At 68.9% G+C, this 26374-nt stretch carries 26 protein-coding genes; 17 read left to right on the top strand and 9 right to left on the bottom strand.

Annotated features, from left to right (window positions below):
- Window positions 1-333: 333 nt before the first annotated feature.
- From EY822_RS00935 to EY822_RS00895, 9 genes are all read left to right on the top strand, one after another.
- Window positions 334-1164: an ABC transporter ATP-binding protein gene (locus tag EY822_RS00935; protein WP_150306558.1), complete on the top strand. Its 831-nt coding sequence runs from the start codon at window positions 334-336 to the stop codon at window positions 1162-1164.
- Window positions 1161-1919 (top strand): ABC transporter permease, encoded by a 759-nt coding sequence (locus EY822_RS00930; protein WP_150306557.1) that lies wholly within the window; start codon window positions 1161-1163, stop codon window positions 1917-1919. Before EY822_RS00935 ends, EY822_RS00930 begins: the two co-directional genes overlap by 4 nt.
- Window positions 1916-2671, top strand: a complete 756-nt coding sequence (locus tag EY822_RS00925; RefSeq protein WP_150306556.1) for an ABC transporter permease — start codon at window positions 1916-1918, stop codon at window positions 2669-2671. The genes EY822_RS00930 and EY822_RS00925 overlap by 4 nt, the downstream gene beginning before the upstream one ends.
- A gap of 147 nt (window positions 2672-2818) precedes the next feature.
- Window positions 2819-3892, top strand: coding sequence for an ABC transporter substrate-binding protein (locus tag EY822_RS00920; protein ID WP_150306555.1), 1074 nt, complete (start codon window positions 2819-2821; stop codon window positions 3890-3892).
- Window positions 3893-3981: 89 nt separating this feature from the next.
- Window positions 3982-5049, top strand: coding sequence for an adenosine deaminase (gene add, locus EY822_RS00915; protein ID WP_227496913.1), 1068 nt, complete (start codon window positions 3982-3984; stop codon window positions 5047-5049).
- Window positions 5046-6452: an NtaA/DmoA family FMN-dependent monooxygenase gene (locus EY822_RS00910; protein ID WP_227496912.1), complete on the top strand. Its 1407-nt coding sequence runs from the start codon at window positions 5046-5048 to the stop codon at window positions 6450-6452. The genes add and EY822_RS00910 overlap by 4 nt, the downstream gene beginning before the upstream one ends.
- A gap of 55 nt (window positions 6453-6507) precedes the next feature.
- On the top strand, window positions 6508-7125 hold the full coding sequence (locus tag EY822_RS00905; RefSeq protein WP_227496911.1) for a TetR/AcrR family transcriptional regulator: 618 nt from the start codon (window positions 6508-6510) through the stop codon (window positions 7123-7125).
- A gap of 114 nt (window positions 7126-7239) precedes the next feature.
- Entirely contained in the window at window positions 7240-8604 is a 1365-nt protein-coding gene (locus tag EY822_RS00900) for an NtaA/DmoA family FMN-dependent monooxygenase (RefSeq protein ID WP_227496910.1), read from the top strand.
- Window positions 8605-8677: 73 nt separating this feature from the next.
- Window positions 8678-10048, top strand: coding sequence for an NtaA/DmoA family FMN-dependent monooxygenase (locus tag EY822_RS00895; protein WP_150306551.1), 1371 nt, complete (start codon window positions 8678-8680; stop codon window positions 10046-10048).
- Between the two features lie 170 nt (window positions 10049-10218).
- Here EY822_RS00895 and EY822_RS00890 read toward each other — a convergent pair whose 3' ends face one another.
- Together EY822_RS00890 and EY822_RS00885 are read right to left on the bottom strand one after the other, a co-directional pair.
- Window positions 10219-10779, bottom strand: a complete 561-nt coding sequence (locus EY822_RS00890) for a flavin reductase family protein (protein WP_150306550.1) — start codon at window positions 10777-10779, stop codon at window positions 10219-10221.
- Window positions 10776-11327 carry an NADPH-dependent FMN reductase gene (locus tag EY822_RS00885; RefSeq protein ID WP_150306549.1) on the bottom strand — a complete coding sequence of 184 codons (552 nt, stop codon included), beginning with the start codon at window positions 11325-11327 and terminating at the stop codon, window positions 10776-10778. Before EY822_RS00885 ends, EY822_RS00890 begins: the two co-directional genes overlap by 4 nt.
- 294 nt (window positions 11328-11621) lie before the next feature.
- On the opposite strand from EY822_RS00885, the gene EY822_RS00880 reads away from it, so the two are divergent.
- Window positions 11622-12251, top strand: a complete 630-nt coding sequence (locus tag EY822_RS00880; protein WP_150306548.1) for a GyrI-like domain-containing protein — start codon at window positions 11622-11624, stop codon at window positions 12249-12251.
- Window positions 12252-12276: 25 nt separating this feature from the next.
- Here the strand turns inward: EY822_RS00880 and EY822_RS00875 are convergent, their stop codons facing one another.
- Window positions 12277-12684: a DUF6157 family protein gene (locus tag EY822_RS00875; protein WP_150306547.1), complete on the bottom strand. Its 408-nt coding sequence runs from the start codon at window positions 12682-12684 to the stop codon at window positions 12277-12279.
- Window positions 12685-12878: 194 nt separating this feature from the next.
- Between EY822_RS00875 and EY822_RS00870 the strand changes: the two genes are divergently transcribed.
- From EY822_RS00870 to EY822_RS00850, 5 genes are all read left to right on the top strand, one after another.
- On the top strand, window positions 12879-13475 hold the full coding sequence (locus tag EY822_RS00870) for a peptidoglycan-binding domain-containing protein (RefSeq protein ID WP_227496909.1): 597 nt from the start codon (window positions 12879-12881) through the stop codon (window positions 13473-13475).
- Window positions 13476-13570: 95 nt separating this feature from the next.
- Window positions 13571-15094, top strand: a complete 1524-nt coding sequence (locus EY822_RS00865) for an ATP-dependent DNA ligase (RefSeq protein ID WP_150306546.1) — start codon at window positions 13571-13573, stop codon at window positions 15092-15094.
- 7 nt (window positions 15095-15101) lie between these two features.
- Entirely contained in the window at window positions 15102-15404 is a 303-nt protein-coding gene (locus EY822_RS00860; protein ID WP_150306545.1) for a DUF1905 domain-containing protein, read from the top strand.
- A gap of 154 nt (window positions 15405-15558) precedes the next feature.
- Window positions 15559-16617, top strand: a complete 1059-nt coding sequence (locus EY822_RS00855) for a zinc-dependent alcohol dehydrogenase (protein ID WP_150306544.1) — start codon at window positions 15559-15561, stop codon at window positions 16615-16617.
- Window positions 16614-17651, top strand: a complete 1038-nt coding sequence (locus tag EY822_RS00850; RefSeq protein ID WP_150306543.1) for a glycoside hydrolase 5 family protein — start codon at window positions 16614-16616, stop codon at window positions 17649-17651. Before EY822_RS00855 ends, EY822_RS00850 begins: the two co-directional genes overlap by 4 nt.
- Window positions 17652-17690: 39 nt before the next feature.
- On the opposite strand, the gene EY822_RS00845 is transcribed toward EY822_RS00850, so the two are convergent.
- The gene (locus tag EY822_RS00845) at window positions 17691-19493 is read right to left on the bottom strand and encodes a DEAD/DEAH box helicase (protein WP_150306542.1); all 1803 of its coding nucleotides are present in this window, start codon (window positions 19491-19493) and stop codon (window positions 17691-17693) included.
- A gap of 179 nt (window positions 19494-19672) precedes the next feature.
- On the opposite strand from EY822_RS00845, the gene EY822_RS00840 reads away from it, so the two are divergent.
- The gene (locus EY822_RS00840; protein WP_150306541.1) at window positions 19673-19945 is read left to right on the top strand and encodes a hypothetical protein; all 273 of its coding nucleotides are present in this window, start codon (window positions 19673-19675) and stop codon (window positions 19943-19945) included.
- A gap of 117 nt (window positions 19946-20062) precedes the next feature.
- Here EY822_RS00840 and EY822_RS00835 read toward each other — a convergent pair whose 3' ends face one another.
- From EY822_RS00835 to EY822_RS00820, 4 genes are all read right to left on the bottom strand, one after another.
- The gene (locus tag EY822_RS00835; protein WP_150306540.1) at window positions 20063-21016 is read right to left on the bottom strand and encodes a manganese catalase family protein; all 954 of its coding nucleotides are present in this window, start codon (window positions 21014-21016) and stop codon (window positions 20063-20065) included.
- A 174-nt stretch (window positions 21017-21190) separates the two neighbouring features.
- Window positions 21191-21433, bottom strand: a complete 243-nt coding sequence (locus EY822_RS00830; protein WP_150306539.1) for a hypothetical protein — start codon at window positions 21431-21433, stop codon at window positions 21191-21193.
- A 177-nt stretch (window positions 21434-21610) separates the two neighbouring features.
- Window positions 21611-21868, bottom strand: a complete 258-nt coding sequence (locus EY822_RS00825; RefSeq protein WP_150306538.1) for a hypothetical protein — start codon at window positions 21866-21868, stop codon at window positions 21611-21613.
- A 390-nt stretch (window positions 21869-22258) separates the two neighbouring features.
- Window positions 22259-23233, bottom strand: a complete 975-nt coding sequence (locus EY822_RS00820) for a serine hydrolase domain-containing protein (protein ID WP_150306537.1) — start codon at window positions 23231-23233, stop codon at window positions 22259-22261.
- 247 nt (window positions 23234-23480) lie between these two features.
- Here EY822_RS00820 and malQ point away from each other — a divergent pair, with 247 nt between their 5' ends.
- Window positions 23481-25613, top strand: coding sequence for a 4-alpha-glucanotransferase (gene malQ, locus EY822_RS00815; protein ID WP_150306536.1), 2133 nt, complete (start codon window positions 23481-23483; stop codon window positions 25611-25613).
- Between the two features lie 60 nt (window positions 25614-25673).
- On the opposite strand, the gene EY822_RS00810 is transcribed toward malQ, so the two are convergent.
- Entirely contained in the window at window positions 25674-26312 is a 639-nt protein-coding gene (locus EY822_RS00810; protein WP_150306535.1) for a TetR/AcrR family transcriptional regulator, read from the bottom strand.
- Between the last annotated feature and the right edge of the window lie 62 nt (window positions 26313-26374).

Raw genomic sequence — 26374 nt, 5'->3', positions numbered from 1 at the left:
GTGCCCCTGAGCGACGGCAGTGTGAACAGCGAGGGTGGGTGAGTCGCTCCCGATCCGGTGGTGACGGGACGTTGACGGAGCGTCACTTTCTCTTCGTGGGGAATTCAGCCGCCGTGCATCAACTCGCGTTGAGCACGGCTGACGCGGGGATCGACGGATCGGGCGGGCCGGGTCGACGGCGTGCCGGCGCGGAACGTAACACGACGCGTATGCCCGTGTCACGCGACCGAAACAGGACGTTCCTAACGTTGAACTAATCGATTCACTCGGTCTGGAGCGGCAGGCTTGCCGCACGTCGACCAGGGGATCGTTCTCACGGAATGGAGTCTCCCGATGTCCACTATTGCCACACTTCCCGCCATCGCGGCAGACCCCACGGAACCGGCCACCCGGACGGCTGTGTCGGTGATCGGAGCCGACAAGATCTTCACCCTCGGGCGGGGCAAGAAGCTGCAGGCCTTGGCCGAGGTCGACCTGGAGATAGCCGAGGGCGAGTTCGTGGCGATCATCGGACCGTCGGGATGCGGCAAGTCAACCGTGCTGCGTCTCGCCGCCGGGCTCGACGAGCCGACCAACGGCCGCGTCGAGATCTTCGGTGCCGAACCGCGCCAGCTGGCGCGGCAGCACCGTCTCGGTGTGGCGTTCCAGGAGCACGCGCTCCTGCCGTGGGCATCCGTGCGCTCGAACATCGCGCTGCCATTCAAGGTCGCCGGTCGTCCGGTCGACGATGCCCGAGTGGACGGGCTCATCGACCTTGTCGGACTCACCGGATTCGAGAAGGCGCGCCCCAAGCAGCTCTCCGGCGGTATGCGCCAGCGGGTGTCGATCGCCCGGGCGCTCGCGCTGAGTCCCGACCTGCTGCTACTCGACGAGCCGTTCGGAGCGCTCGATGCGGTCACCCGGCGCCGGATGAACGCGGAACTCGCCCGCATCTGGGGTGAGGAGAAGATCACCACCATCCTCGTGACCCACGACGTGGACGAGGCGCTCATCCTCGCCGACCGCGTCATCGTGATGACCGGGCGACCCGGGCACGTGCGCACGGTGAAGACGGTCGACTTCCCGCGGCCGCGCGACGCCGAGATCACCCGGTCGAGCGAGTTCCACGCGCTCGTCGACGAGCTCACCTGCCTGCTCGACGCCTCCGACGGCGCGGCAGCATGAACACCGCCCCCCGCACCTCGGTGAAGGTCGCCTACGCGATCGCGGGCGGCGCGCTGCTCATCGTTCTCACGCAGCTCATCGGCACCTTCGAACTCGCAGGTCGCGCCTGGCCGCCCCTCGCCGACGTGCTGTCCTATGTCCTCACGCCCACCGGAGCCGGCCTGCTGGTCCGCAACTCACTGGTCACCTTCACCTCCGCAGCCCAGGGCTTCGCGCTCGGTTCTGCCGTAGCCGTGCTCGGAGCGGCGCTCGCGCTCGTGGTGCCGATGTTCCGCCCGGGTCTCGACCGCTTCGCCGCCATCCTGCACGCGGTGCCCACGATCGCGCTCGCGCCGCTCCTCATCACCACGGTGGGGCGTGAGGATGCACCGGCCGTCATCGCCGCGCTGAGCGTCGGTTTCGTCATGTTCGTGACGATGGCGTCAGGCTTCGCGAACACCGGTTCGGCCCAGCATGACCTCTTCACCGTGTTCGGCTCCAACCGGGCGCGACGCCTCGTGCGACTCGAGCTTCCCCGGGCCGTCCCCGCCTTCTTCGACGGGCTCGCCCTCGGCGCGCCCGCCGCGGTGCTGGGGGCGACGATCGGGGAGTGGTTCGGCGCCCCGATGGGCCTCGGCCTCGTCATCGTCAGCGCCATGCAGAACTACCAGATGTCCCTGCTGTGGGCCGCTGCGCTGGCGGCGACCGCCATGTCGCTCCTCGCCTACCTGATCTTCGTACAGCTGCAGCGGATCGCGATGAGGAGATTCACATGAGCCGCCTTCGCTCCGCGGGCGTGAACCTCGTGCACCTCTGGCCCGTCGCTTTCTTGCTCATCTGCTGGGACGTGTGGGTGCTGGTCAACGGCTACACCTCCACCGTCGCGCCGCGACCCTGGTTTGTCATCCAGGACGTGCTCGCCGGCTTCGCGGACTACGTCCCCTCGATCAGCTACACGCTGGGGATGGCTCTCGGCGGGCTCATCGGGGGCACTCTCATCGGCTTCGTCGGCGCCATCCTCGTCTGGTGGTCCGCCGCTCTCTCCGGGATCGTGACGCCCACCGCCCTCATCATCCGGTCCGTCCCGATCACGGCGCTGATCCCGATCATCGCCCGTATCGTCGGGTACGGCGACCCCGCGGTGCTGGCCTCGACGACGCTGATCTGCTTCTTCCCCGCCTTCGTCTTCACCCTCTCCGGGCTCGCGGCGATTCCGGAGGCCGGACGAGACCTCTTCAGCGTGCTCGGCGCGAACAAGGCGCAGGTTCTCGGGCGCCTCGGTGTGCTCTACGCCCTGCCGAATCTGATGGTGTCGGTGCGCATCACCGCGCCGAGCGCTGTGCTCGCCGCCATGCTTGCCGAGTTCCTGATGGGCACCAATGGCCTCGGTGCTCTGTTCTCGGAGTCGCGCAGCTACATGGACATGGAGCGCGCGTGGGGGACCGCTGTGGTGGCGACGGTCGTGTCGGTGCTGGTCTTCGTCGGCGCGCAGGTCGCCGAGCGCCGCGTCGACGCCCGTCTCACCTGACGTCTCCGGATCTTCATCCGACTCTCGTCCCTTCCGCGGTCCCGACTCGGCGGGACCGCTCCTGATCCCCTCGGCCGCGCTCCGATGTCCACCACCGCGCCCCGATCACCTACCCCGTAACCCGTCCCGACCACCTCTAGGAGAACCGTGTTTCCGAACCGTGCGAACCGCACCTCGCCCCACCGCCACCGCGCCGCCACAACCGCCGGGCTGGCCCTCGTCACCGCCCTTGCCCTATCCGGGTGCGCCGCCGGCGGTGCGACCGCCACGACCGAGGATGGGGAGGAGCTCACCACCATCCGGGTTTCGCTCGGCTGGATCAAGAACGTCGAGTGGGGAGGCTTCTGGATCGCCGATCAGAACGGCTACTACGAGGAGGAGGGGCTCGACATCGAGTGGATCGGTGGTGGGCCGAACGCGCCCAGCACCATGGCCACCGTGGCCGCGGGCGATGCCGACCTCGGTATCGTGCCGAGCACCCAGCAGTGGCTGCAGACCTTCGCCGCCGGTAACGACTGGACGGCCATCGGCGCGCTCTTCCAGGAGAGCCCAGGGGCGCTGGTCTCCCTCGCCGACGATCCCGTGCGCAGCGCCGAGGACCTCGTCGGGGCGACGGTGCTCGGGCAGGAGGGCACCCAGATCAATTACGACGCGGCGTTCACCATCGCCGGCCTCGAGCCGGACTACGAGTTCATCCCGGTCGGCTTCGACATCGCCCCGCTCGTCGAGGGCCAGGGCAAGGCCTACACCGCCTACGCCACCAACCAGCCGATCATGCTCGAGGAGCAGTACGGGCTGGCCCCCGACGACTACGTGGTGACCCTGTACGCCGACCTCGGCATGCCGCTCTACGGCAACATCGTCTACGGCGACTCGGCGTACATCAGCGACAACGGCGACGACATGGAAGCCTTCATGCGGGCCTCGATCCGCGGGTGGCAGGAGAACGGCGAGGACCCGTCGGTGGGCGCGGAACTCTCCGTCACTGAGTTCGGTGCCGACCTCGGCCTCGACCTCACGCAGCAGACCCGCGAGAACGAGCTGCAGCAGGAGCTCGTCGTCGGGGAGTACGGCGACCCGCTCTTCTGGATGGACCCCGAGACCATGCGCGACGTGATGTACCCCGGCCTCGAGGCTGCCGGTTACACCGACCTGCCCGCACCGGAGGACTTCATCGACATGAGCTACCTCGAAGCGGCCTACGCCAGCCTCGAGGAGTGACGCGGCGGGGACCGGCAGCGCTCGCTCCGGTCCCCACTGTCCCCGCCCGCTCGCAGCGACAAGTCCCGACACCCATCAAGGAGAACCCCATGACCCTCACCGACACCGAACCCACGCTCCGCAGCACCATGCCCGCCCGCGACCTTCAGGCCCTCCCGAAGGGTCACCTGCACCTGCACATGGAAGCCGCGATGCGCCCGGCGACCCTGATCTCGCTCTCGGACGTGCTGGGCATCGAGCCGGTGAAGACATCCGGCTTCAAGGGCTTCACCGCCTTCAGCGCCACCTACAAGACGCTGCTGGACGCGCTGCGCCACCCCGAACACCTCGGGATCCTGATGGATCAGATATTCGAGGACCAGGCCGCGGAGGGCGTCGCGTATCTCGAACTGAGTGTCAGCCCCCGCTTCTACGCGGAGCAGTACGGCTCCTTCGACGGCGCGATGCGGGAGCTCATCGACCTCGCCCGGTCGGCGTCGGTCACGCACGGGGTCGCGTTCGGCCTCATGCCGACCATCGACCGCACGGCCGGATTGGAAATCGCCGTGCAGATCGCCGAGGTCGCCGCGCGCTTCGCCGGTGACGGCGTCGTCTCTCTCGGCCTCGCGGCGGACGAGCGCGGCTACCCCTGCGCCGATTTCGCCGAACCCTTCGCGATCGCGAAGGCGGCGGGACTGCAGTCCACCCCGCACGCTGGTGAGCTGGTTGGCCCCGAGTCGGTGCGCGAGGCCATCGACGTGCTGAAGGCGGACCGCATCCTGCACGGCGTGCGTGCCATCGAGGACCCCGAGCTGGTGGCCGAGCTGGCCGAACGCGGCCTGCCCCTCGACGTGTGCCCGACCTCGAACGTGATGCTCGACGTCGTGGAGAAGATCGAGGAGCACCCAATGCCGCACCTGCTGGAGGCGGGCGTGCGCTGCTCGATCAACGCCGACGACCCGATCCTCTTCGGCCCGGACATCCTCGCCGAGTACGAGCTGTGCCGCACCAGCATCGGTCTCACCGACGAGCAGCTCGCCGCATGCGCCTGGACCTCGATCGAAACCACACTGGCCCCGGCCGAGGTGAAGGCCGACGTGAAGGCGCGCATCGACACCTGGCTGAGCGCGGACCCCGTGTCCGGTGTTGGCACCGCACCGGCGGGAGCGCACGCGTGAACCGGAGCGCAGACAAGGCGCTGCACTTCGGCGTGTTCGAGGTGATGGGGCCGCAGGTGGGGGGAACCTACAGCTGGGCGCACCCGCGGAGCGAGAGCGCCAACTACCTGAACACCGACTACTGGATCTCCATCGCGCAGACCCTGGAGCGGGCCGGCTTCGACTTCCTGTTCTTCGCGGGCGGCTACGGCTATCCGATCGTGGACGGGGACCTGTCGGAGGTGGCCGTCCGGCACGGCATCAACTTCTCCGGGCTCGATCCCGACTACCTCATCCCGGTGCTCGCGCAGCACACCGACACCCTCGGATTCGTGGTCACCCAGTCGACCGGACTCGACCATCCCGTGCAGTTGGCGCGTCGCTTCTCCACGCTCGATCACCTCACCGGCGGCAGAATCGGCTGGAACATCGTCACCGGGGCGTCGCAGAACGCCGTCGCCGAGGTGTTCGGCCACGAGCGGATGGTGCCGCACGACACGCGGTACGAGATGGCCGCCGAGTACGTGGAGCTGGCCGCCCGGTACTGGGAGACGGCGTGGGACGACGACGCGCTCGTCGTCGATCGCGCCAGCGGCGTGTTCGCCCGCCGTGACGGCATCCACCGCATCGTCTACGACGGCAAGCACTACCGGTCGCGCGGCTATTACGGCGCGCCCCCGTCTCCGCAGCGCACACCGGTGCTCTTTCAGGCCGGCACATCGCCCACGGGACGGGCCTTCGCTGCGGAGCATGCCGAATGCGTCTTCGTGCAGGCCACCACGCCCGCCCGAACGGCGGCGGCGGTCACCGACATCCGTCGTCTCGCCGCGGAGGCGGGACGGGACGCGGACTCGATCACGACGATGGCCGGGCTCACCGTGTTCCTCGCTGAGACGGAGCAGCGGGCGGTCGAGCTGGCGGCCGAGTTCGACGCCATGCAGACCGACGAGATCGTGGCATCCCTGTACGCCGGCAACACCGGCATCGACCTGCTGGCGCTCGACCCCGACCGCACGCTGCACCAGGTGCTCGACGCGGGCGGCCCGGTCGGGCAGATGGGAACAAGCAACATCGAGCGCTTCCTCGACGACGACGCGCCGACGGTGCGCGAGATCCTCGACCAGCTCCGCGGGCTGGGCACCCGGGGGTTCCGCATCGTCGGGGACCCGATCCAGATCGCCGACGCCATTGAACGGCTCGCGGCCGAGACGGACCTCGACGGCTTTCTCATCGAGCCCGTCTTCGAGCCGGTCGATCTCGAGGACTTCGGTCGGCTGGTGATGCCGATTCTCCGGGAACGCGGCCGGTTGCGTGACGGCGAGGCAGGTTGCAGCCTGCGCGCGCGGATCACCGAGCAGCCGGGTCACGACCGGCTCGGCGACGCCCACCCCGCGCTGCCGGCCCTCGTATCCATGCCGGTCTGAGGGAACCGCGGGGCATGCGCCGTCCCGCTGCCCTCGGGCTCATAGTATGGGCGTCGTGGATGGCACCTCGGAGCGCGAGCGTCTGCTCGGCCTCGTCGTCGACCTGATTCTCCGTGAGGGCGTCATCGACCTGAGTCTCAGCGCCGTCGCGCGCGGCATCGGCTCGAACAACCGGATGCTCCTCTACTACTTCGGGTCGAAGGAGGACCTCCTCGACGAGGCGTCGGTGCTGGCCTTCGAGCGGTTCCCCAAGCTGCGCGACATGTTCGCGAGACTCGAGCGTGCGGGGGACCTCGAGGAGGGCCTCCTCGAGGCGTGGGACGACCTGTCCGCCCCCGAGAACCATTCCTTCCTGCGGCTGTACTTCCAGCGCTTCGGCATCGCGATGCGCGACGCCGAGCAGTGGACGACCTTCATCGAGCGCGCCGGTCGCCAATGGGTCGGGCTCACCCGGGCCGTCTTCGTCCGCGCTGGATACAGCGACGCGGACAGTGTGATTGCGGCCACGCAGATCATCGCCCTGTGGCGCGGCCTGCAGTTCCTCCTGCTCACGGGAGTGGCGGCCGACCAGCTGGACGCGGCTCACGCGGCCGGCATCCGGGCGCTACTGGCTGAGCTGACCCCGCCGGACGCGGCGTCGCGCCGGAGCGCCGCCGAGCTCGCCCCGCGCTGACCCGCGCTGACCCGCGCTCCCGCAAACGTCTCGCCGCCGTAACACGGTCGAAATAGCGGACTCCTAGCCTGTGAACTGTTCGGTTCAATGCTGCGGAAAGTGGAGGTATGCGACGTGACAACGGCGTGGAAGATCGGAATGTTCCAGTGCGCAGGCCTCATGGGAACGTGGAAGCTGGCCGAGAACACGGCCACTGACTTCCTCGACCTCGGCCACTGGCTGACCATGGCGCGACGCTGCGAGGAGGCGGGGGTCGACTTCCTCTTCTTCGCCGACGACTACGGCTATCCGGTGGTCAACGGCGGCCTGCCAGCGACGGCGGTGCGCAGCGGGGTGCAGTTCCCGAAAGGCGACCCGATGGCGATCCTGCCGGCCCTCGCCGCCGTGACGGAGAAGCTCGGGCTCGTCACCACGCTGTCGACCACGGTGGAGAAGCCGCCGATGGTCGCCCGCAAGATGGCCACGCTCGACCACATGACCAACGGCCGGATCGGCTGGAACGTGGTGACCGGGGCGGGACAGAACGCCTCCGCCCGCCTGTTCGGCTCCGAGCTCACCGAGCACGACAAGCGCTACGAGATCGCCGCCGACCACGTGGACCTGTCCCTCAAGCTGTGGGAGGGATGCTGGGACGAGGGCGCCCTCGTCGTCGACCGTGAGGCCGGCATCTACGCCGACCCCGACAAGGTGCGCGAGATCGTGCACCGGGGCCCGCACTTCTCTTCGGACGGGGTGCTCACGGTGCCGCCCGGCCCGCAGCGCACGCCCGTGCTCTTCCAGGCCGGCGCGTCGGCCCCCGGCCGCGACCTCGCCGCGAAGTACGCCGAGGCCGTGTTCCTCGCCGCCGAGGTCCCCGCCCTCGCGGCGCAGATCGCAGACACGCGTCGGCGCGCCGAGCAGTACGGCCGGGACCCCGCATCCATCAAGTTCTTGATGGCGGGCACCTTCGTCGTGGCGGAGACCGAGGCCGAGGCCCGGGCCATCCGCGAGCGTGCGACGGCGACGAGGACGCTGGACGACGCGGCCGCCTCCTACGCCTTCTTCACCGGGTTGGACCTGTCGGTGATGGATCCCGACAAGCCGCTCGACCCGAGCGCGGCCCTGACCCAGACGGGGCGTACCAACGTGGAACGCTTCCTGGGGCCGAACGCCCCGACCGTGCGGCAGATCCTCGAGGAGTTCCAGCGCAACAGCGTCATGGGCGCGCCGTTCATCGGCACCGCCGAGCAGGTGGTCGATCAGGCCGAGGTGGCGATGGCCGCAACCGGTGCGGATGGCTTCCTCGTGCAGCCCGACCACACCGGTACGTTCGACAGCTTCATCGATCTGGTCATGCCCGAGCTGCGCGCCCGGGGGCTCGTGCAGACGGACCAACCCGCGATGACCCTGCGCGAACGCCTGCTGGGCACGGGCTCGCCGCACCTCGCCGCCGAGCACCCGGGCGCCGTCTACCGCAACAGCGCCGCCGCGCGCCAGTGACGAGGCGCAGCCGATCGGTGACCGTCGCCCCGCAACGGTCGGCCATCCCGAATCCCCGAAGGGAAGAGACGAAATGACTAAGCAACTGACCATCGGCATGTTCCAGTCGGGTGCCGTTCGCCGCACCTGGAACATGGCCGGTCGCGAGACCGACCGCAACTTCACCGACCTCGAGTACTGGACCGACCTCGCCCGCACGTGCGAGGCCGCCGGGGTCGACTTCCTGTTCCTGGCCGACTCCTACGGCTACCCCACCCTGAACAGCACGATCATCCCCACGGCCGTCGAACGCAATGTGCAGTTCTCGACGATCGACCCGCAGATGCTCATGTCCGCGCTCGCGTCGGTGACCCGCACGCTGGGGCTGGTCACTACGGTGTCGACCATGGTGGAGAAGCCGCCGACCGTGACCCGCCAGTACCGCACCCTGGATCACCTCTCCGGAGGACGGATGGGCTGGAACATCGTCACCGGTTCGGCGCAGGCCGCCTCGGCCCTGCTGTTCGGCGAGCCGCTCATGCCGCACGACGACCGCTACGCGAAGGCGGACGATCACGTCGAGCTCTCTCTGAAGTACTGGGAGGGGTGCTGGGAAGACGACGCTCTGAAGATGGACAGCGCCACGGGCACGTGGGCCGACCCCGCGAAGGTGCACGAGATCGTTCACGACGGACCCTTCTTCTCCGCCAAGGGTGTGCTCGTCACACCACCCAGTCCGCAGGTCACGCCGACGCTGTTCCAGGCGGGGGCGTCGTCCGCCGGTCGCGAACTCGCCGCGAAGTACGCGGAGGCGGTCTTCCTCGCGGCGGAGTCGAAGGCGCTCGCCGACCAGATCGCCGACATCCGCCGCCGTGCCGACGAGAACGGCCGCGGCCGCGACGCCGTGAAGTGCCTCATCGCCGGCACCTTCCGCGTGGCGGACTCGGCCGAGGACGCCCTCGCGCAGCACCAGGCGCAGATCGAGAGCATCTCGCTCGAGCATGCCGCCACCCTCTACGCCTACTACACCGGGGTCGACCTGCTGTCGCTCGACCTCGACCGGGCCATGCCTGCGAGCGCGGCGAACACCGACAGCGGCCGCACGAACGTGGAGCGCTTCCTCGGACCGGATGCGCCGACCGTGCGCGAGATCCTCGAGGAGTTCCGGGCGAACGGCGTCATGGGTAAGCCGTTCCTCGGCACGCCCGAGGAGGTGGTCGACCAGGCCGTCGCCATGATCGAGGCCACCAACGCCGACGGCTTCCTCGTGCAGCCCGACCCGGACAGCGGGCACGATCTCTTCCTCACGAGAGTCATGCCGGAGCTGCGTCGACGCGGTCTGATCAAGGACGAGCTGCCCGGCACCACGTTGCGCGAGCATCTCTTCGGCGAGGGCCGGACCCGCCTGCCGGACTCGCACCCCGGCGCCGCGTTCCGACCGGCGAACCTGCGCGTCCTCGCCTGATCGCCGGTGCGGGTCGGCTCGAGCGCACACGTGTGTCCGTGCGCGCTCGGGCCCGCGGGCGCACCTCGGCGTGCGCGTGCGCGTGCGCGCGTCAGCAACGCCGGTCGGCGCAAGCTGTCCGCTGCCCCGGATCGCGTTCGCGTCCGGGGCAGCGACTCAGAAGAGCGCCGTCACGCGCCGGGGTGCAGCCGGCGGAACGCCGAACCGTGGTACACCAACGGCTCGGTGTTCGACTCCACTCGGAGGCTCTTCACCTCGAGCAGCACGACGTGGTGATCACCGGCGGGGATCTCGGACATCACATGGCAGTCGAGCAGTAGCGTGGCGCCGCCGAGGAACAGCGATCCGCTCTCCGTCACCGAGATGTCGAGGTCCCGGAAGCGGTTGCCCTTGCGGGAGGCGAGCTGGCTCGCGACGGAGCTCTGGTCGGAGCCGAGCACCGAGATCCCGATCGACCGGGCGGTGCGCAGGAGCGGCCACGAGCTCGAACTGTTCTGCATGGAGAACATCACGATGGCGGGATCGAACGACACTCCTACCGAGAACGACGACACGACAACTCCGACGGGGACCCCGTCGATCTCGGCGCACACCGCGGCGATACCCGACGGGAACCGATTGAACGCCGCCCGGATCTCGGCCGCATCCTTGCTCGCGGTCTCGAAGCCGTGCGCGGGCACGTGCGCGGTGACGGGCGGATAGGTCGACGTGCGCTGGTCGATGACGCTCATGCGAACACCCCCGCTTTCTCGGGGTGACGGGCGAGCACGCCGTCGACGAGCGGCTGCAGCAGGTGCAGCACGCCCGCGTTGTCCTCGGCCCACCCCTCGATCAGCGCATCGAGCTGATCCATCTGGCTGGCGATGAAGTAGACGCCCCTGGTCGGCACGCTCGCGCCGAGCTCCACGAGCAGCGGGCGGAGATTCACGTCGACGCCCATCGAGTGGGTCGCATCCGCGCCGGTCATGACCGGGATGGCCGTGACTCCGCGGAGGCCGTTGTGCGGGTAGCGGTCGAGGAACGACTTCAGCAGTCCCGTGTAGGTGGCCTTGTAGGTCGGGGACGCGACGATGACGAGGTTGCTCGTCGCGACGAGCTCGTTCAACTCGTTCATGGTCTCCGACGGCCAGCGGAAGAGCTCGGCCGAGTGGTCGGCAAGGTCGATCACCGAGAGCTCGTAGGTGCCTTCGGCGAGGAGCTTCTCCACGACGGTCGTGGCGACCCTCAGGGTGCGGGATTTGGGCTTCGGATTACCCACGAGTACAGCTACTTTCAGCATGGTCCAGCTTTCCAACGTCGATTGCGATTGACAGAAGGTCAGGCGACGAGGGGGAACCACCGTGCGGGTGCGCAGAGCAAAGCCGGGGGTATCCACGTCGATGACATACCGGCGAGGTTGGTGTCCCGACGGATCCACAACGGCTTACGTTGTCCATCCAGTCTGCCGCTCGGCGTCTTACGTCGGAATAACGCCCTTGTTAAGGTTCTGTTTCGCCGCAGCGGGCGGCTCGTCCCTTGCCGCGGGCGCATCCGGTGCAGAGGATGGGCGTATGCCCGAGTGCCGGTGCCTCCCATGACCGCAGCGACCGAGAAGGTCGACCTCATGAAGAGCCTCGACAGCTACCGGGCCACGCCGGGCGAGTTTCGCATCGTCGAGGTCCCCGACCTGCGGTATCTGATGCTCGACGGGCACGGCGACCCGAACACCTCGCGCCTCTACGCCGAAACGCTCGGGACGCTGTACCCGCTGGCGTACGCGCTGAAGTTCGCCAGCAAGCGGGAGCTCGGCAGGGACTACGTCGTCCCGCCTCTGGAGGGTCTGTGGTGGGCCGACGACATGGACGCGTTCACCACGACGCGAGACAAGTCCCGGTGGAGCTGGACCATGATGATCCTGACCCCCGACTGGATCGACGACCGGATGGTGGCGGCCGCCGTTTCACACGTGGCTGCCCGGAGTCGACCGGTTCGACTCGATGACGTGCGCTGGGAACGGCTGTCGGAGGGGACCTGCGTGCAGACCGTTCACGTCGGCTCATTCGACGACGAGGCCCCGGTGCTCGCTCGCCTGCATTCCGAGTTCGTTCCGGAGAACGGTCTCTGCATGACCGGCAGGCACCACGAGATCTACCTCAGTGACGCGCGAAGGGTCGCCCCCGAGAGGATGCGCACCGTGCTGCGTCAGCCCGTCCGCAGGCGGTGAGTCGGCACCCGCTGTCGCGGCAGCGCTACGCCCGGGACGACCGCATCGCCGCCGTGTGCGCAAGGTCGGGAGAGCCCGAGAGGCGCTCGTACTCGGGAGTGCCGACGCCGTAGACGGCGACCCGGCCCTGCTCGTCGTGATGGGTGCCCCAGCCGTACCGCTTGCCGAGGGGCGACGCGCGCAGGCACGCCTGGCTCTTCGCCAGGAACCGGGTCCTCTCCTCGTTCAGCTCGGCGTCGGCGATGCCGGCGCGGATGGCGTGGACCGTGAAGAGCAACTCGTCCGAGGTCAGCTCGTACGGTCGCTCGGACAGCAGTTCGTACTGCATCGCCGCGACCGACGGTTTCGCGGCGCTCGCGGGCGGTATCGCGGGGGCGTCGACCGGGCAGTCGGGCGCGACGGTGATGAAGGTGTTGACGTAGTTCGTGGTCACGCCTCATCGTCCCGCACCGTGCTCGCGCTTGTCACCGGGAATCGTGAATCGCCTGCGCCATTCGGTACCGGGAACGTTTCCGGAGCGTGACCCTCGGAATCCGCGGTTCACAGTCCGGGAACGGTTCCGAGAAGGAGTGGAGCCGGAATCCGGTGAGGACTAGCGTGCGCGCCAACCCTAAGGAGGTTCCACCCATGAAAGCCACAACTCGAGGGCTCGCCGTAGCATCGGTGCTCAGCATCAGCCTCGTCGCCGCCACTCCGACGCAGGCGGCTCCATCCGTATCATCCGTAGCACCGGCACACGTCAGCGCCGACGTGCAGGCCGCCACCGCGATGCTCAGTACCTGGCCCGTGCTTCGGCAGGGCAGCAACAGCGTGTGGCCGCCGGTCACCGTGCGGTCCCTGCAATACCTGCTCAACGCGCATGGCGCGCGCCTGACGGTCGACGGGATCTTCGGGCCGGCGACGGATGCCGCAACCCGGGCGTTCCAACGCTCCAAGGGCCTGGCCGTGGATGGCGTTGTGGGTCCCGCAACCTGGTCGTCCGCGATCGTCACGGTTCGCCGGGGGAGCACCGGGCCGGCAGTGCGTGCAGTGCAGGACCAGATCAATCACCGCAACCTCCGAGGTTCGAACTACCTCGTGGTCGACGGGATCTTCGGGCCGAGAACGGAGGCGCCGATCATCGGCTTCCAGACCGCGATGGCGGCTCAGATGCCGTTCGCGGTCGATGGCATCGTCGGACCGAACACCTGGAAGGCGCTCGTCATCGGCTATCTGGCGGGCTGACCCGGGTACGACGGGCGCGCTGGCGTCGCGCCCGTCGGCCGCCGTCGGTTCCGGCGAGTTCCTCCTGCGTCGGTGGTGGGTGCAAGACTGGCCCCGTGCTGCTCGAGGACCTCGTCGGAACCGCCGAAACCGTGACCTCCACCCGCTCGCGGCTGGCGAAGGTGCAGGCGCTGGCCGACGTGCTACGACGCCTTGACGCGGCGGAGATCGCGCCGGCGGTCGGATTCCTGGTCGGCAAGCCGCGACAGGGCAGGGTCGGCGTGGGCTGGCGCTCCGTGTCGGGGGCACTGGGCGATCCTGCGGCCGACGCCACCCTCACCGTGGCGGAGTTCGACGCCCTCTTCGATCGCCTCGTTCGCGTGTCGGGCAGCGGATCGGATGCCGCCCGCGCGTCCGCATTGCGGGACGTGACATCGCGGGCGACGGCACGCGAGCAGGATTTCATCGCCCGGGTGCTGATGGGCGAAATCCGCACCGGGGCTCTCGAAGGCGTGCTCACCGATGCGATCGCGGCCGCGGCCGACCGGGGCGTCGACGCCGTGCGACGGGCCGCCATGCTCTCCGGCGACCTGGGCGAAACGGCACGGCTCGCCCTCACCGGCAGCGAACAGGATCTCGCCGACGTCGGACTCGTCGTCGGCCGACCCGTGCTGCCGATGCTCGCCGCCACGGCGTCGACTCCGACGGAGGCGCTGGCCGGCACGGGCGAGGCATCCGTGGAGTACAAGCTCGACGGCGCGCGCATCCAGGTGCACCGGTCGGGCGACGACGTGCGCATCTTCACCCGCACCCTCGCCGACGTGACGCACCGGCTGCCCGAGGTCGTGGAGATCGTGCGGCGGATGCCGGCGGACCGCGTGATCCTCGACGGCGAGACGCTGTCGCTCGACGAGGACGGTGCCCCGCGCCCGTTTCAGGAGACGATGTCGCGGTTCGGAGCGGATGCCGCCCGCGACACGATCCTGCACCCGTGGTTCTTCGATGTGCTGCACGTGGACGGTCGCGATCTGCTCGAGGAGCCTCTGTCCCTTCGCATTGCGGAGCTCGAGCGCATCGCCCCGGCGCACCGCATCCCGGGAGAGATCACCACCGACCCCGATGCGGCGGAGCGCGTGTCTCGGGATGCGCTCGCCGCCGGACACGAGGGCGTGGTGGTCAAGGCCATCGGCTCGCCGTACGCGGCCGGTCGTCGCGGCTCGAGCTGGGTGAAGGTGAAACCCGTGCACACCTTCGACCTGGTGGTGCTCGCCTGCGAGTGGGGATCGGGCCGGCGCAGCGGGATGCTGTCCAACCTGCACCTCGGCGCGCTCGATGCGACGGGGGAGTTCGGCGAGGCGGGCTCCTACGTCATGGTCGGGAAGACGTTCAAAGGGCTCACCGACGCGGTGCTCGCCTGGCAGACCGAGCGGTTCCAGGAGATCGAGCTCCGTCGCACGGCCAACACCGTGTGGGTCGACCCGGTCACCGTGGTGGAGATCGCCATCGACGGCGTGCAGCGGTCGTCGCGCTACCCGGGCGGGATCGCTTTGCGGTTCGCCCGGGTCAGGCACTACCGCGAGGACAAGCCGCCCGCCGAGGCGGACACCATCCAGACGCTCCGCGCCCTGCTGAGGGAATGAGCAACCCGTGCCGCTCACCTACGAGTTCACCGCGACCCTCTGGCCGTGGGAGTCGCGGCGGGATTTGTGGACGTTCGTCACCCTGCCGGACGACGCCGCCGACGAGATCGCCGCGCTCACCGACACCACGGCACGCGGATTCGGCGCGGTGCGCGTGCAGGCCCGCGTCGGGACGGTGGTGTGGCGCACGTCCGTGTTCCCGCAGAGCACGGGCGGATCCTACGTGCTGCCCGTGAAGCGTGCGGTCCGCGACGCCAACGTGCTGAAGGTCGGCGACCCGGTGTCCGTGTGGCTCGACGTGCTCGGCTGATTGCCGGAACGAAACTTTCCTGATCGGGGAACGAACTTTACATCGCCCCGTACCTGAGTGTTGGATGGCCGGAAGGCGCTTGCCACGGGCGTCGACGTTGCGGGTCACGAGGTCGTGCCGCACGGGATGCGGAGAACTCAATGGGTGAGGAACGATGCGCGCACTGACGATCGAGAGGCCGGGCGAGTACCGTCTCGCGAATCGCCCGAGGCCCGCGGTCGCGAGCGACGAGGTGCTGATGGCGCCCCTGGCGGTCGGGCTCTGCGGAACGGATCTCGAACTCCTCGACGGGACGATGGCCTACATCCGTTCCGGCCGCGCGACGCTTCCGATGGTGCCCGGCCACGAGTGGGTCGCGCGAGTCGTGGACATCGGGTCGGACGTCGTCGGCTTCGCTTCAGGTGACCTCGTCGTCGGTGAGTGCAGCATCGGCTGCGGGCACTGCGACCTCTGCCTCGCGGGCGACTACAACCAGTGCGGCGACCGGCGTGAGACCGGGGTGATGAACCTCGACGGCGCGTTCGCGGGCTATCTCGTGCTTCCGGCCAGCAGCGTGCATCCCGTTCCCGATGCGGTCGACGTGGAGGACGCAGTCTTCACCGAGCCGACCGCGATCGCCCTGCGGGCCGTGCTCCGCTCGTCGTGCGGCGAGGGGGAGCGGGTTATGGTCACCGGTGGTGGAGCCATCGGCTGGTTGATCGCGGCGATCCTCATCGAATTGTACGGGGCCGACGTCGCCGTAGCGGAGCCCGAGGCATCCCGGATGGCACGGCTGACCGAACTCGGCGCCAGGGCGGCGCGCCCCGGTGAGACGTTCCCCATCGTGTTCGAAGCCAGCGGATCCGCCTACGGCGTGGCCGACTCGTTCGGAAATCTGGCGAACGGCGGTCGACTCGTCGTGGTGGGCCTGAACGGCCTCGGCGCCCTCCCCATCGACCTGGATCGCGTGGTGATCAACGACCAGACGATCGTCGGCTCGCTGGGGAGCCCCGGCGTGTGGCCGCAGGCGCTCGAGCTGCTCAGCTCGGGTCGGGTGCACCCGGCACTCCTCGTGTCCGACCGGTTTCCGCTGTCGGAGTTCGACGACGCCATCGATCGGATGAGGGCGCATTCGTCGGGCAAGATCCTGATCCTCCCCGACGACTCGGATCGTGATCAACCCACAGATTTCCACCTTCACCGCACGATCAACGATGAGAAAGGCACGACGTGAAGAGCAGCGATGTGTACGGCTTCAACTACGACGGTTCCTGGGGGACGAGCGGCCTCGACGTCTGGCAGCACCACGACCACGGGACCATGGCGGTCGAGATCGCCCGCGGCAAGGCGGCGTTCCCGAAGTGGAACACCGCACGGTGGTGGCTCTCCCATGAGGCCTACCAGCGCAACCCCGAGCGGTTCCTCGCGAACTTCGAGGCCGGGCTGACCCTCTTCGCCTCGCATGACATCCTCGTGATGCCGGTCATCTTCAATCGCTGGCGCGACCCTGTGTGCGACTTCGGCGGGGTGGCGCTCGATCACATCGTGCCGGGCCTCAGCTCGTGGACCCGCGCCGAGGACCTCTTCGACCTGGATCGTGCCGAGGGAGCCCCGGTCGCGGTGGCCGAGAGACTGTTCACCGAGTACCTCGAGGGCTTGATCGGTGCCTACGCCGACGACCAACGCATCTATTCCTGGGACCTTTGCAACGAGCCGCTCATGGGCACGTACGGACTCGACCCCGAGAACCCCATCCGGATCGCAGAGCTCACGTGGCTCACCTGGGTGTACAAAACCTGCAAGAAGCTCGGCGCCACGCAGCCCCTCACCATCGGCAATTACCCCCACATCGAGGCGCTGAGGGCCACCGAGCACATCTCGGACATCCTGTCGATGCACCCGTACTGGATGTGGAATTCGGTGAGCGCGCACAACACCACGGCCACGAAGGAGGGCTTCGAGAAGTACCTCGACGAGTGCGTCGCGATCGCCGAGGCGTCGGGGAAAGGCCTCATCGGCAACGAGACGGTGTGGGGCGCGAACGACGACGAAAAGCACGTCGAGGTGATGCGGTACACGCTCGGTGAGCTGAAGAAGCGAGGGATCGGCTTCACGGCGCACGCGCTGCATCACAGCCTGATCGCCGACCTGCACCGAGCCGAGTACGGTCCGGTCGGCTGGCCGGAGACCCTTCACTTCATCGAAGCGGATGGCACCGTTCGCAAGGGTCACGAGGCGTTCAATGAGTTCGCGCCGACCGGCGAGTAGGGCCGGCGCGCGTGTTGTGACGGACCGGTGCTCGGTGCGCTAGTCGTGTCGGGGCTTGCGGCCCGGGCGCTCGGCGCCGTCGCGGCGGGCACCGGGTGCGCCGCGGTCCGGACGCAGCTCGATGAGCTTGCCGCTGATGCGGGTGCCGCTGAGGCGCTCGAAGACGTCGTTCGGCAGGTCGGCCGGCAGATCCACGAGGGAGAAGTCGGGACGGATGTCGATGGCCCCGAAATCACCGCGGGTGAGCCCGCCCTCGTTCGCGAGGGCGCCGACGATCTGCCGCGGCTCCACCCTGTGTCGCTTGCCCACCGCGATCCGGTAGGTGGTGAGCGACGAGTCGGACGCGCGGCCGCGGCGCTCCGGACGGTCACCCGAGGGACGGCGGTCGCCCGATCCGCGAGCATCCCGGCCGCTGGACCCGCCCGAGCCGCTCCGCTCCCGGTCGTCGCGCTCACGTTCGAAGCGCTGCGCGCGCTCGTCCTGCGGCGTGAGCAGCAGCGGGGTCTCGCCCTGCGCTACGACGGCGAGCGCTGCAGCGACGTCGGCCTCGGGTACGTCGTGATGGGACACGTAGTGTCCGATGATGTCGCGGAATCCTTCGATGCGATCCGTCTGCTCGAGGGCGGCCGTGATCTGGTCGTCGAAGCGCGTGAGCCGGGTGGCGTTCACGTCTTCGGCGGTCGGCAGTTGCATCTGGGTCAGCGGCTGACGCGTGGCGCGCTCGATGGCGGTGAGGAGGCGACGCTCGCGGGGCGTCACGAAGCTGATCGCGTCCCCCGACCGACCCGCGCGACCGGTGCGGCCGATGCGGTGCACGTAGGACTCGGTGTCGATGGGGATGTCGAAGTTGACCACGTGGCTGATGCGGTCGACGTCGAGGCCGCGCGCCGCGACATCCGTGGCGACGAGGATGTCGAGCTTGCCCGACTTGAGCTGGTTGACGGTACGCTCACGCTGAGCCTGCGCGACGTCGCCGCTGATGGCCGAAGCCGAGTACCCGCGGGCGCGCAGCTTTTCGGCCAGCGTCTCCGTCTCGTTCTTCGTGCGCACGAACACGATCATCGCCTCGAAGTTCTCCACCTCGAGGATGCGGGTGAGCGCGTCGACCTTCTGCGGGTACGACACCACGAGGTAACGCTGGGCGGTGTTCGCCGACGTGGTGGTCTTGTTCTTGACCGTGATCTCTTCGGGGTCGTGCAGGTACTTCGCCGAGATGCGGCGGATCTGCGCCGGCATCGTCGCGGAGAACAAGGCGACCTGCTTGGTGTCGGGGGTGTCGGCGAGGATCGTCTCCACGTCTTCCGCGAAGCCCATCTTCAGCATCTCGTCGGCCTCGTCGAGCACGAGGTACTTGAGCTGGGTGAGGTCGAGGGTGCCCTTGTCGAGGTGGTCCATGATGCGACCGGGCGTGCCGACGACGATGTGCACGCCACGGCGCAAGGCCGAGAGCTGTACCCCATAGGCCTGGCCGCCATAGACCGGGAGCACGTGTACGCCGCGCAGATGCGAGGCGTACGACTCGAACGCCTCGCAGACCTGCAACGCGAGCTCGCGCGTCGGCGCGAGTACGAGGGCCTGCGGAGTCTTCTGCGTCATGTCGAGGCGGGAAAGGATGGGGAGTGCGAAGGCGGCCGTCTTCCCGGTTCCGGTCTGCGCGAGTCCGACCACGTCGCGTCCGTCCAGAAGCAGCGGGATGGTGGCGGACTGGATGGCCGAGGGCGTCTCGTAGCCGACGTCCTTGAGTGCCTTCAGCACCCTCTCGTCGAGTCCGAGGTCGGAGAACGTCTGCGTGGCACCGCTCGCGTCGGATTCGGCGGGGGCGGTGGCGTCAGCGGAAGTCATGAGACAACGGTACCGGTCCGCATCGCGCCTGACGGCCTGAAGGTGGAGTCGCTGCGGGCGCCCCCGTTACTGGGGCGCCGGGCACCGTAGGTCGAAAAGTCGCCGGATTCTAGACTCGAGCCGGGTGCACTCACCCGAAAACAGTGCACTCAACCCACCCGAGAGAAATGGATCCACCCATGTCCACACACCGCGCCGCCACCGCATCCAAGACCAAGGGCATCCTGTCCCTCGTCTTCGGCATCATCAGCATCGTGTTCTGCCTGTTCCTGCCCATCCTCTGGATCTTCTTCGGCATTGCTGCCGTGATCCTCGGTGTTATCAGCCGGAAGAACGAGCCGGGTGCAGCCAAGATCGCGCTCGCCGGCATCATCACCGGCTCGATCGGCATCGTGCTGAACATCGCCTCGATGGTGCTCGGCGCCGTTCTCGTCGCCCAGTACATGCAGTAAGGCGCTTCGCCCGACGCGCCCCTTGGCACAGCACAGCGCCCCGGCGCGATGCCCTTCGGATTGGATCCGAGGTGGCACCGTGCCGGGGCGTTGCGCGTGCGGCTGGGAGAGTTCGCGCTACTTGGCGGTGGGGCCGTAGAACGACGAGATCTCGTCGAGTTCCATCTCCGCGGTCTGCTGGATGAGCGCCAGAAGATCCTTGTCGAGACCCGGGGAGAATTCCTCGAGGCGCTCGGGAGCGATGAACGACGGAGCACCGGCGGGGGCCTGCTCGGTCGCGCTCAGCACCGTGCCATCGTTCGACGGCGAAGCGCCGCGGAAGATCTTGCCCGCCTCGCTCTTGTCATCGAGATCGAAGCTGTACTGCTTGCTTTGCAGGCCCAGGTCGAGCAGCTTCTTCACCTCGGGGAACTGCTCCGCATTCGTCTTCGGGATCGGCAGCAGTGTGTTCCACGCGACACCGAGCGTCTCCAGCGCGCGAGCGAAGGCGTTCTCGTGCGCCTGATCGCGCACGATGAGGTAGGCGACGGTGCTGCGGGCCGTGGGGTTGTCGGTCATCTCGTAGATGCGGCACTTCTGCAGGCGTCCGGTCGACTCGAGCATGAGGTTGTACAACAGGTCGAGGGGAAGGTTGCCCGAGTTGTAGACGTAACTGCCGCTCCACGGGTTGCCGACGGAGTCGACGGGCAGCGCGCCCTGCGCTCCCACCAGGTAGTGGTGGATGTTGCCGGTGTCGAGCGCGATGTTGAGCGGGGTCGCGCCCTTCTTGCCGGGCTCGTCGAGCGGGTCGGTGAGTTTGCCCGAGTATCCGGGCGCACCGTCGAGCAGTCGGGAGATGGTGGTGCCGATCAGCTCGACGTGGCTGATCTCCTCGGTGCCGACGCCCTGGATGAGGTCGCGGTACGGCTTGGCCGACGTACCCCGGAAGTTCATCGCCTGGAAGAGGTACTGCATCATGGTGCGCATTTCGCCGAACTGGCCGCCGAGCCCCTCCTGCAGCGCGTTCGCGGCGGCCGGATCCGGCTCGCCGTCAGCGATCTCGTTGATCCAGGTTTGAGCGTGGAAGTACATGGGGGCTCCTCGCGGTAGGGACGACCACGTGCCGTCCCTTTCCACCCTTCTCCTCGGGAACCCGAGGAGTTCCTTCCTGTGGGAATTCTCAGGGAGTCGAAGTGACGACGAGGACGGAGCGGTGCTGCGTCGTCGTAGTCACCGACCTATGCGCCCTTTTCGCCGTGCTCCGGCTCAGTCGCTCAGGTCAGTGCGGAGCTCGTCCTCGTCCACCGAGTCTCCGGCTTGGGGCGTACGGAACGGCGGGTCCTCCCGCTCGTCCAGGTCGGGTTCCGGGGTGCTCGGCTCGTTCTCGCCACCCAGGAGGTCGGGTTCCTCCGCCGATTGCGACAGCGGCGCACCTTCACCCCCGGGCTCGGCCGCCGCGGTGCGGTCATCGTGCGAGGGGTGCGGAAGGAACGGCTCAGACATCGACATGGGCAGATCCTCCTCCATCGCCGGGGCGACTGCGTGAACATCGGGTGAAGTCGCGGGCTTTTGCGGGCGCTCGGATTGCGGGTCTCCCTCGAGGGATGAAGCCGTGACGTCGCCGCGACGCGACAGAGGGCCGGCCGCGTGTGCGGTCGGCCCTCATCCGTTTTCCTGTCGCCGTGCTCAGGCGATGCGGTGCAACGTCGCCAGTTCGTCCGCGGTCGGGGCCTGCTTGGCCGGATGCTCCACCAACGCGATGACGCGGTTCGCCATGAAACGGGCGGTGCGCACCGCGGTTCCGCCGCGGGTCACCTCGCTCACCTCGACCAGGCCGCGCCCGTGCGCGATCTCCAAGCGCCGACCGGCCCGCGTCGCTTCTATCTCGTATGTGCGGGTCGCGTCGCCTGCATCGACGACGATCTCCACTCGATCACCCTTCATGCCCTGTCTCCTCACGTGTGCCTACTGATACAACAACGCTGGTCACGTGCGCATTCCGCCTTCGCGGTGGGAGTTCGGAGGGTGGTCCGGGCAAGGGCGGGTTGCGTCCCTTCGACAGGCTCAGGGACCGTGCGGGCTCAGGGACCGTGGGGATGCGTTCTCGCGGTACGGTCGCTGAGCTTGTCGAAGCGACGTGAGCCGACGTTCTGTCGCGGGGGTGCGGTCGCTGAGCTTGTCGAAGCGACGTGAGGTGGTTGCGTCCCTTCGACGGGCTCAGGGACCGTGGGGGTACGGTCGCTGAGCTTCTCGAAGCGACGTGAGCCAACGTGCTGTCGCGGGGGTACGGTCGCTGAGCCTGTCGAAGCGACGTGAGCGGGGCCCACGGCCGCGTCAGGGGGTGAGGTCGGCGAGCATCGCGAAGCCGTGGCGATCGACGGACACCGACCGGGCGGCGAGCACGACGACCGCGGTCCCCGCCTCGCGGTCGAGCCCCATCCAGGAGCGGAATCCGCCGGTGCCACCGTTGTGCCACGTGATCTCGCGACTCCTCGCGCTGAGAGTCAGCCAGCCCGCACCGATCCGCACCGCCGGACCGGTGAAGGTCGTCACCGGGTCGAGCGCGGTGACGCCGGGCGCCGTACCGTCGAGGAGAGCGCGGGCAAGCCGCGCCATGTCGCCGATCGATGAGCGGATGCCGCCCGCCGGCGCGATGCCCGCGCCCGTCCATGGCTCCATCGTGCGACCGGAGCGGCTGACGCCGACCACGGACGAAGGGCGGAGCTCAGCGGCCGAGGACGGGGCGTGCATCGTCGAGAGTCCGAGCGGCTCCGTGATGCGCTGGCGCAGGATGTCGGGGTAGGTGGACCCGGCCGCGCTCGCCACCGCGTGACCGAGGAGCTGGAAACCCAGGTTCGAGTACCTCGGCCGGGGTGACCCGAGCGTCACGCTTCGCGCCTGTTCGAGCAGCTGGTCCACGGTTTCTCCGTAGGGGTTGGTGCCGCTCCGCCACAGGCGCAGGGTGCCCCTCAGGGGTTGAGCGGCGGGCGGCAGGCTGGGCAGTCCGGACGAGTGGACGGCGATCGACGCGAGCGTCACGGTCTTCAGGTCGGAGTCGCCGAGAGGCAGCAGGTCGCCCAGCGTGGTCTCCGACGACACCTCCCCGCGGGAGAGCGCATCCGTGTAGAGGAGGCCGGTGACCCCCTTCGAGATGGAGCCGATCTCGAAGTCCGCGTGCTCCGGTGCGCCGATCACCGCGGTGGTGATGCCGTCGGCGGTCACCGTCGTCGCCGCGGCCGTGCGAGTCCGCGCTCCGAGCCGTCGCCGCACCTGGCTTGCCAGCTCTTCCCTCGCGATGGGCGCGGTCATCGGTCACTTCCTTCCGCTATTCGGCCCGGCCACCGCTTGTGTCGTCCGCCCGTGGTCATGTGCTTCCCTTCGTGTTGCCCGTGTCCCGGCTCCGTGCAGCCGTGGCTCGGGAAGGGCCCGACCGTAGCGGATCCGGGTGAACGCACAGGCGCCGATGATGTTCCTGTGGCCCAGCACCCGCCCTCGACGGGCCCGCTTCGGTCCGCCCAGGCTCGCACCGCGGCGCGCACCCGGTCAGAATCGACACATGGCTTCTACTCCCGAACCCTCGACTCCCTCGTCCCCGCTGCATCGGCTCGCGGAGGCGTACGGCGTGTCCACGTCGTTCGAGAACTGGCAGGACGACGTGGTCGCCGTGCCCGACGATGCAATCGCCGAGGTGCTCGCGGCGATGGGGGTGGATGCATCCGACCCCGAGGCCGCTCTTCGGGCGCGGGACGAGGACGCGTGGCGCCGTATGCTGCCGCCGTCCCGTGTGATCCGGGAGGGTGACGATGCCCACCTCGTGACGCATGTTCCCGGTGGCGCCGCCGTCGAGGTGACCGTGACCCTCGAGTCCGGCCTCGAGCGAGCACTCGACGCCGCGACGACGCCGTCGGAGTCGCGCACGATCGACGGGTCGTCCGTCGACGCCATTCCCGTGGCCCTTCCCGCCGACCTTCCCCTCGGCTACCACACGGTGCGAGCCGCGGCCGGTGACAGCACCGCGGAGGCCGCGCTCATCGTGACGCCCCGCTGGCTCGGTCTGCCCGACACCCTCGGGGAGGGATCGTCGTGGGGCTTCGCCACCCAGCTGTACAGCGTGCGCTCCGCTCAGTCCTGGGGCGTGGGCGACCTCGCCGACCTGACGGACCTGGCGGTGTGGTCGGCGAACCTCGGTGCCGACTACGTGCTCGTCAATCCGCTGCACGCGGCGGAACCGGTCGCGCCGGTGCAGCCGTCGCCGTACCTCCCGTCGTCTCGCCGCTTCTTCAATCCGCTCTACCTGCGCATCGAGGACGTGCCGGAGTACGCGACCGCGGACGCCGACACCCGCACCCGCATCGACGCCCTCGCCGCCGACGTGCACGAGCGGCTCGACGGAACCGACGTCATCGACCGCGACACCGCCTGGACCGCGAAGCGCGAGGCACTCGGTCTGCTGCACGCCCTCCCGCGGCGTGCGGGCCGGGACCTCGACTACCGCGCGTACTGCGAGCGACAGGGCGCGGGGCTCCGGCAGTTCGCCCTGTGGTCGGTGCTGGCCATCCGCCACGGCAACGACGCACGAGAATGGCCCGAGTCGCTGCGGAACGTGGCGAACGCCGAGGCCGAGGTGGGCGCCTCCGTGTCGGAGGACGAGATCGACTTCGAGATGTGGCTCCAGTGGGTGCTCGACGAGCAGTTGCAGCGCGCACAGGGCAAGGCGGCGACCGCCGGCATGTCCCTCGGCATCATGCACGACCTCGCGGTGGGTGTGCATCCGGGCGGGGCGGATGCGTGGCGGCTCCGCGACGCCTATGCCACCGGCATCCGCGTCGGTGCGCCGCCGGACGCGTTCAACCAGCTCGGGCAGGACTGGCAGCAGCCGCCGTGGCGACCCGACCGACTGGCGGAGCTGGCGTATGCGCCGTTCCGTGACCTCATCGCCAACGTGCTGCGGCACGCGGGTGGCGTGCGCATCGACCACATCATCGGTCTCTTCCGGCTGTGGTGGGTGCCCGAGGGCCGCAGCCCGGCCGAGGGAACCTACGTGCGATACGACCACGAGGCGATGATCGGAGTGCTCGCCCTCGAAGCGCTGCGCGCGGGCGCCGTCGTGGTAGGCGAGGATCTCGGCGTGGTGGAGGAGTCCGCGCGCGAGTACCTGCTCGAACGGGGCATCCTCGGCACCTCGATCCTGTGGTTCGAACGGGACGAGGACGGCGACCCGCTGCCCGCCGAGAAGTGGCGGGAGTTGTGCCTCGCCTCGGTCACCACGCACGACCTCCCGCCGAGCGCCGGTTACCTCGTGGGCGAGCACGTGCGCCTGCGCGACCGGTTAGGGCTGCTGACCCGCTCGGCCGAGGAGGAGGCCGCGGCCGACGAGAAGGAGCGGGGGAGTTGGCTCGACGAGCTGCGCCGTCGGGACCTGATCGGCGCCGAGCCGTCGGTCGAGGACACCATCACCGCGTTGCACGAGTACCTCACGCTCGCGCCCTCGCGCCTGCTGAACGTGGCGCTGACCGATGCGGTCGGCGACCGGCGCACTCAGAACCAGCCGGGGACGCTCGACGAGTATCCGAACTGGCGCATCCCGCTGTCCGGGCCCGACGAGAAGCCGCTGCTGCTCGAGGACGTGCTGCGCTCGCCTCGCGCCGCCGCCCTCGTGGCGGCGATGCGCGACCGCACCGAGCGGTAGGCGGCGGAGGCGACGTCGACGGAACCGCACGATCATCGGGATCGGTGCCGTCGGCCGGGCTCATGATGCGGGACGAGGGGAGGACGGCGACACGCGCTGCATCAGCCGATCGACGTAGGTGCCGAACGAGCGCTCGAGGTCGAACGACGGGTTGATGAGGAACTGGATCTCGAGCCCGTCCATGGCGGCCAAGAGCCACTCGGCTTCCCGGGCGATCTCGGTGTCATCCATGGGCCGGAAGTGTCCGGATGCGGTGCCATCGACGAAGAGCTGCTTCATGTTCGTGAGGGTGGCGGCGTAGCGGTCGGTCATGAAGCGATGGGCCGGATGCTCGGCCGACGTGGCCTCCACCGCCATGGTCGTGTAGATCTGCAGGAGTCCGGTGTGGGCCACGTGATAGGCCATCAATCGTCGGAGACCCTCGAGGTGGGCGACGCCCCGGCTGTCCCGGCCCACCACGTCGCCGGTCACGGTGCCCCAGTGATCGAGCACCGCGATGAGGAGGTTCTCCTTGTTGCCGAACAGCTTGAGGATGGCGGCGGGCGTCCCGCCCACGCGTTCGGCCACCTGCTGCAGCGTTCCGCCCCGGAATCCGTTCGAACCGAAGACCTCCATCGCGGTCTCGACGACCTCGCGCCGGCGCTCGATGCCCCGCTTGTACGGCCCGCGCGGGCCGCGAGAGCTGGGGGAGTCGGGCACCGACGTAGCGTATCCCGCCAACGCACCGACGCCGGCATCCGCAGAAGCGGAGCCGGCGTCGG

The sequence above is a fragment of the Planctomonas psychrotolerans genome (assembly GCF_008642235.1).
GTDB classification, from domain to species: Bacteria; Actinomycetota; Actinomycetes; order Actinomycetales; family Microbacteriaceae; genus Planctomonas; species Planctomonas psychrotolerans.
This window is presented reverse-complemented; position numbering and strand designations above follow the sequence as displayed.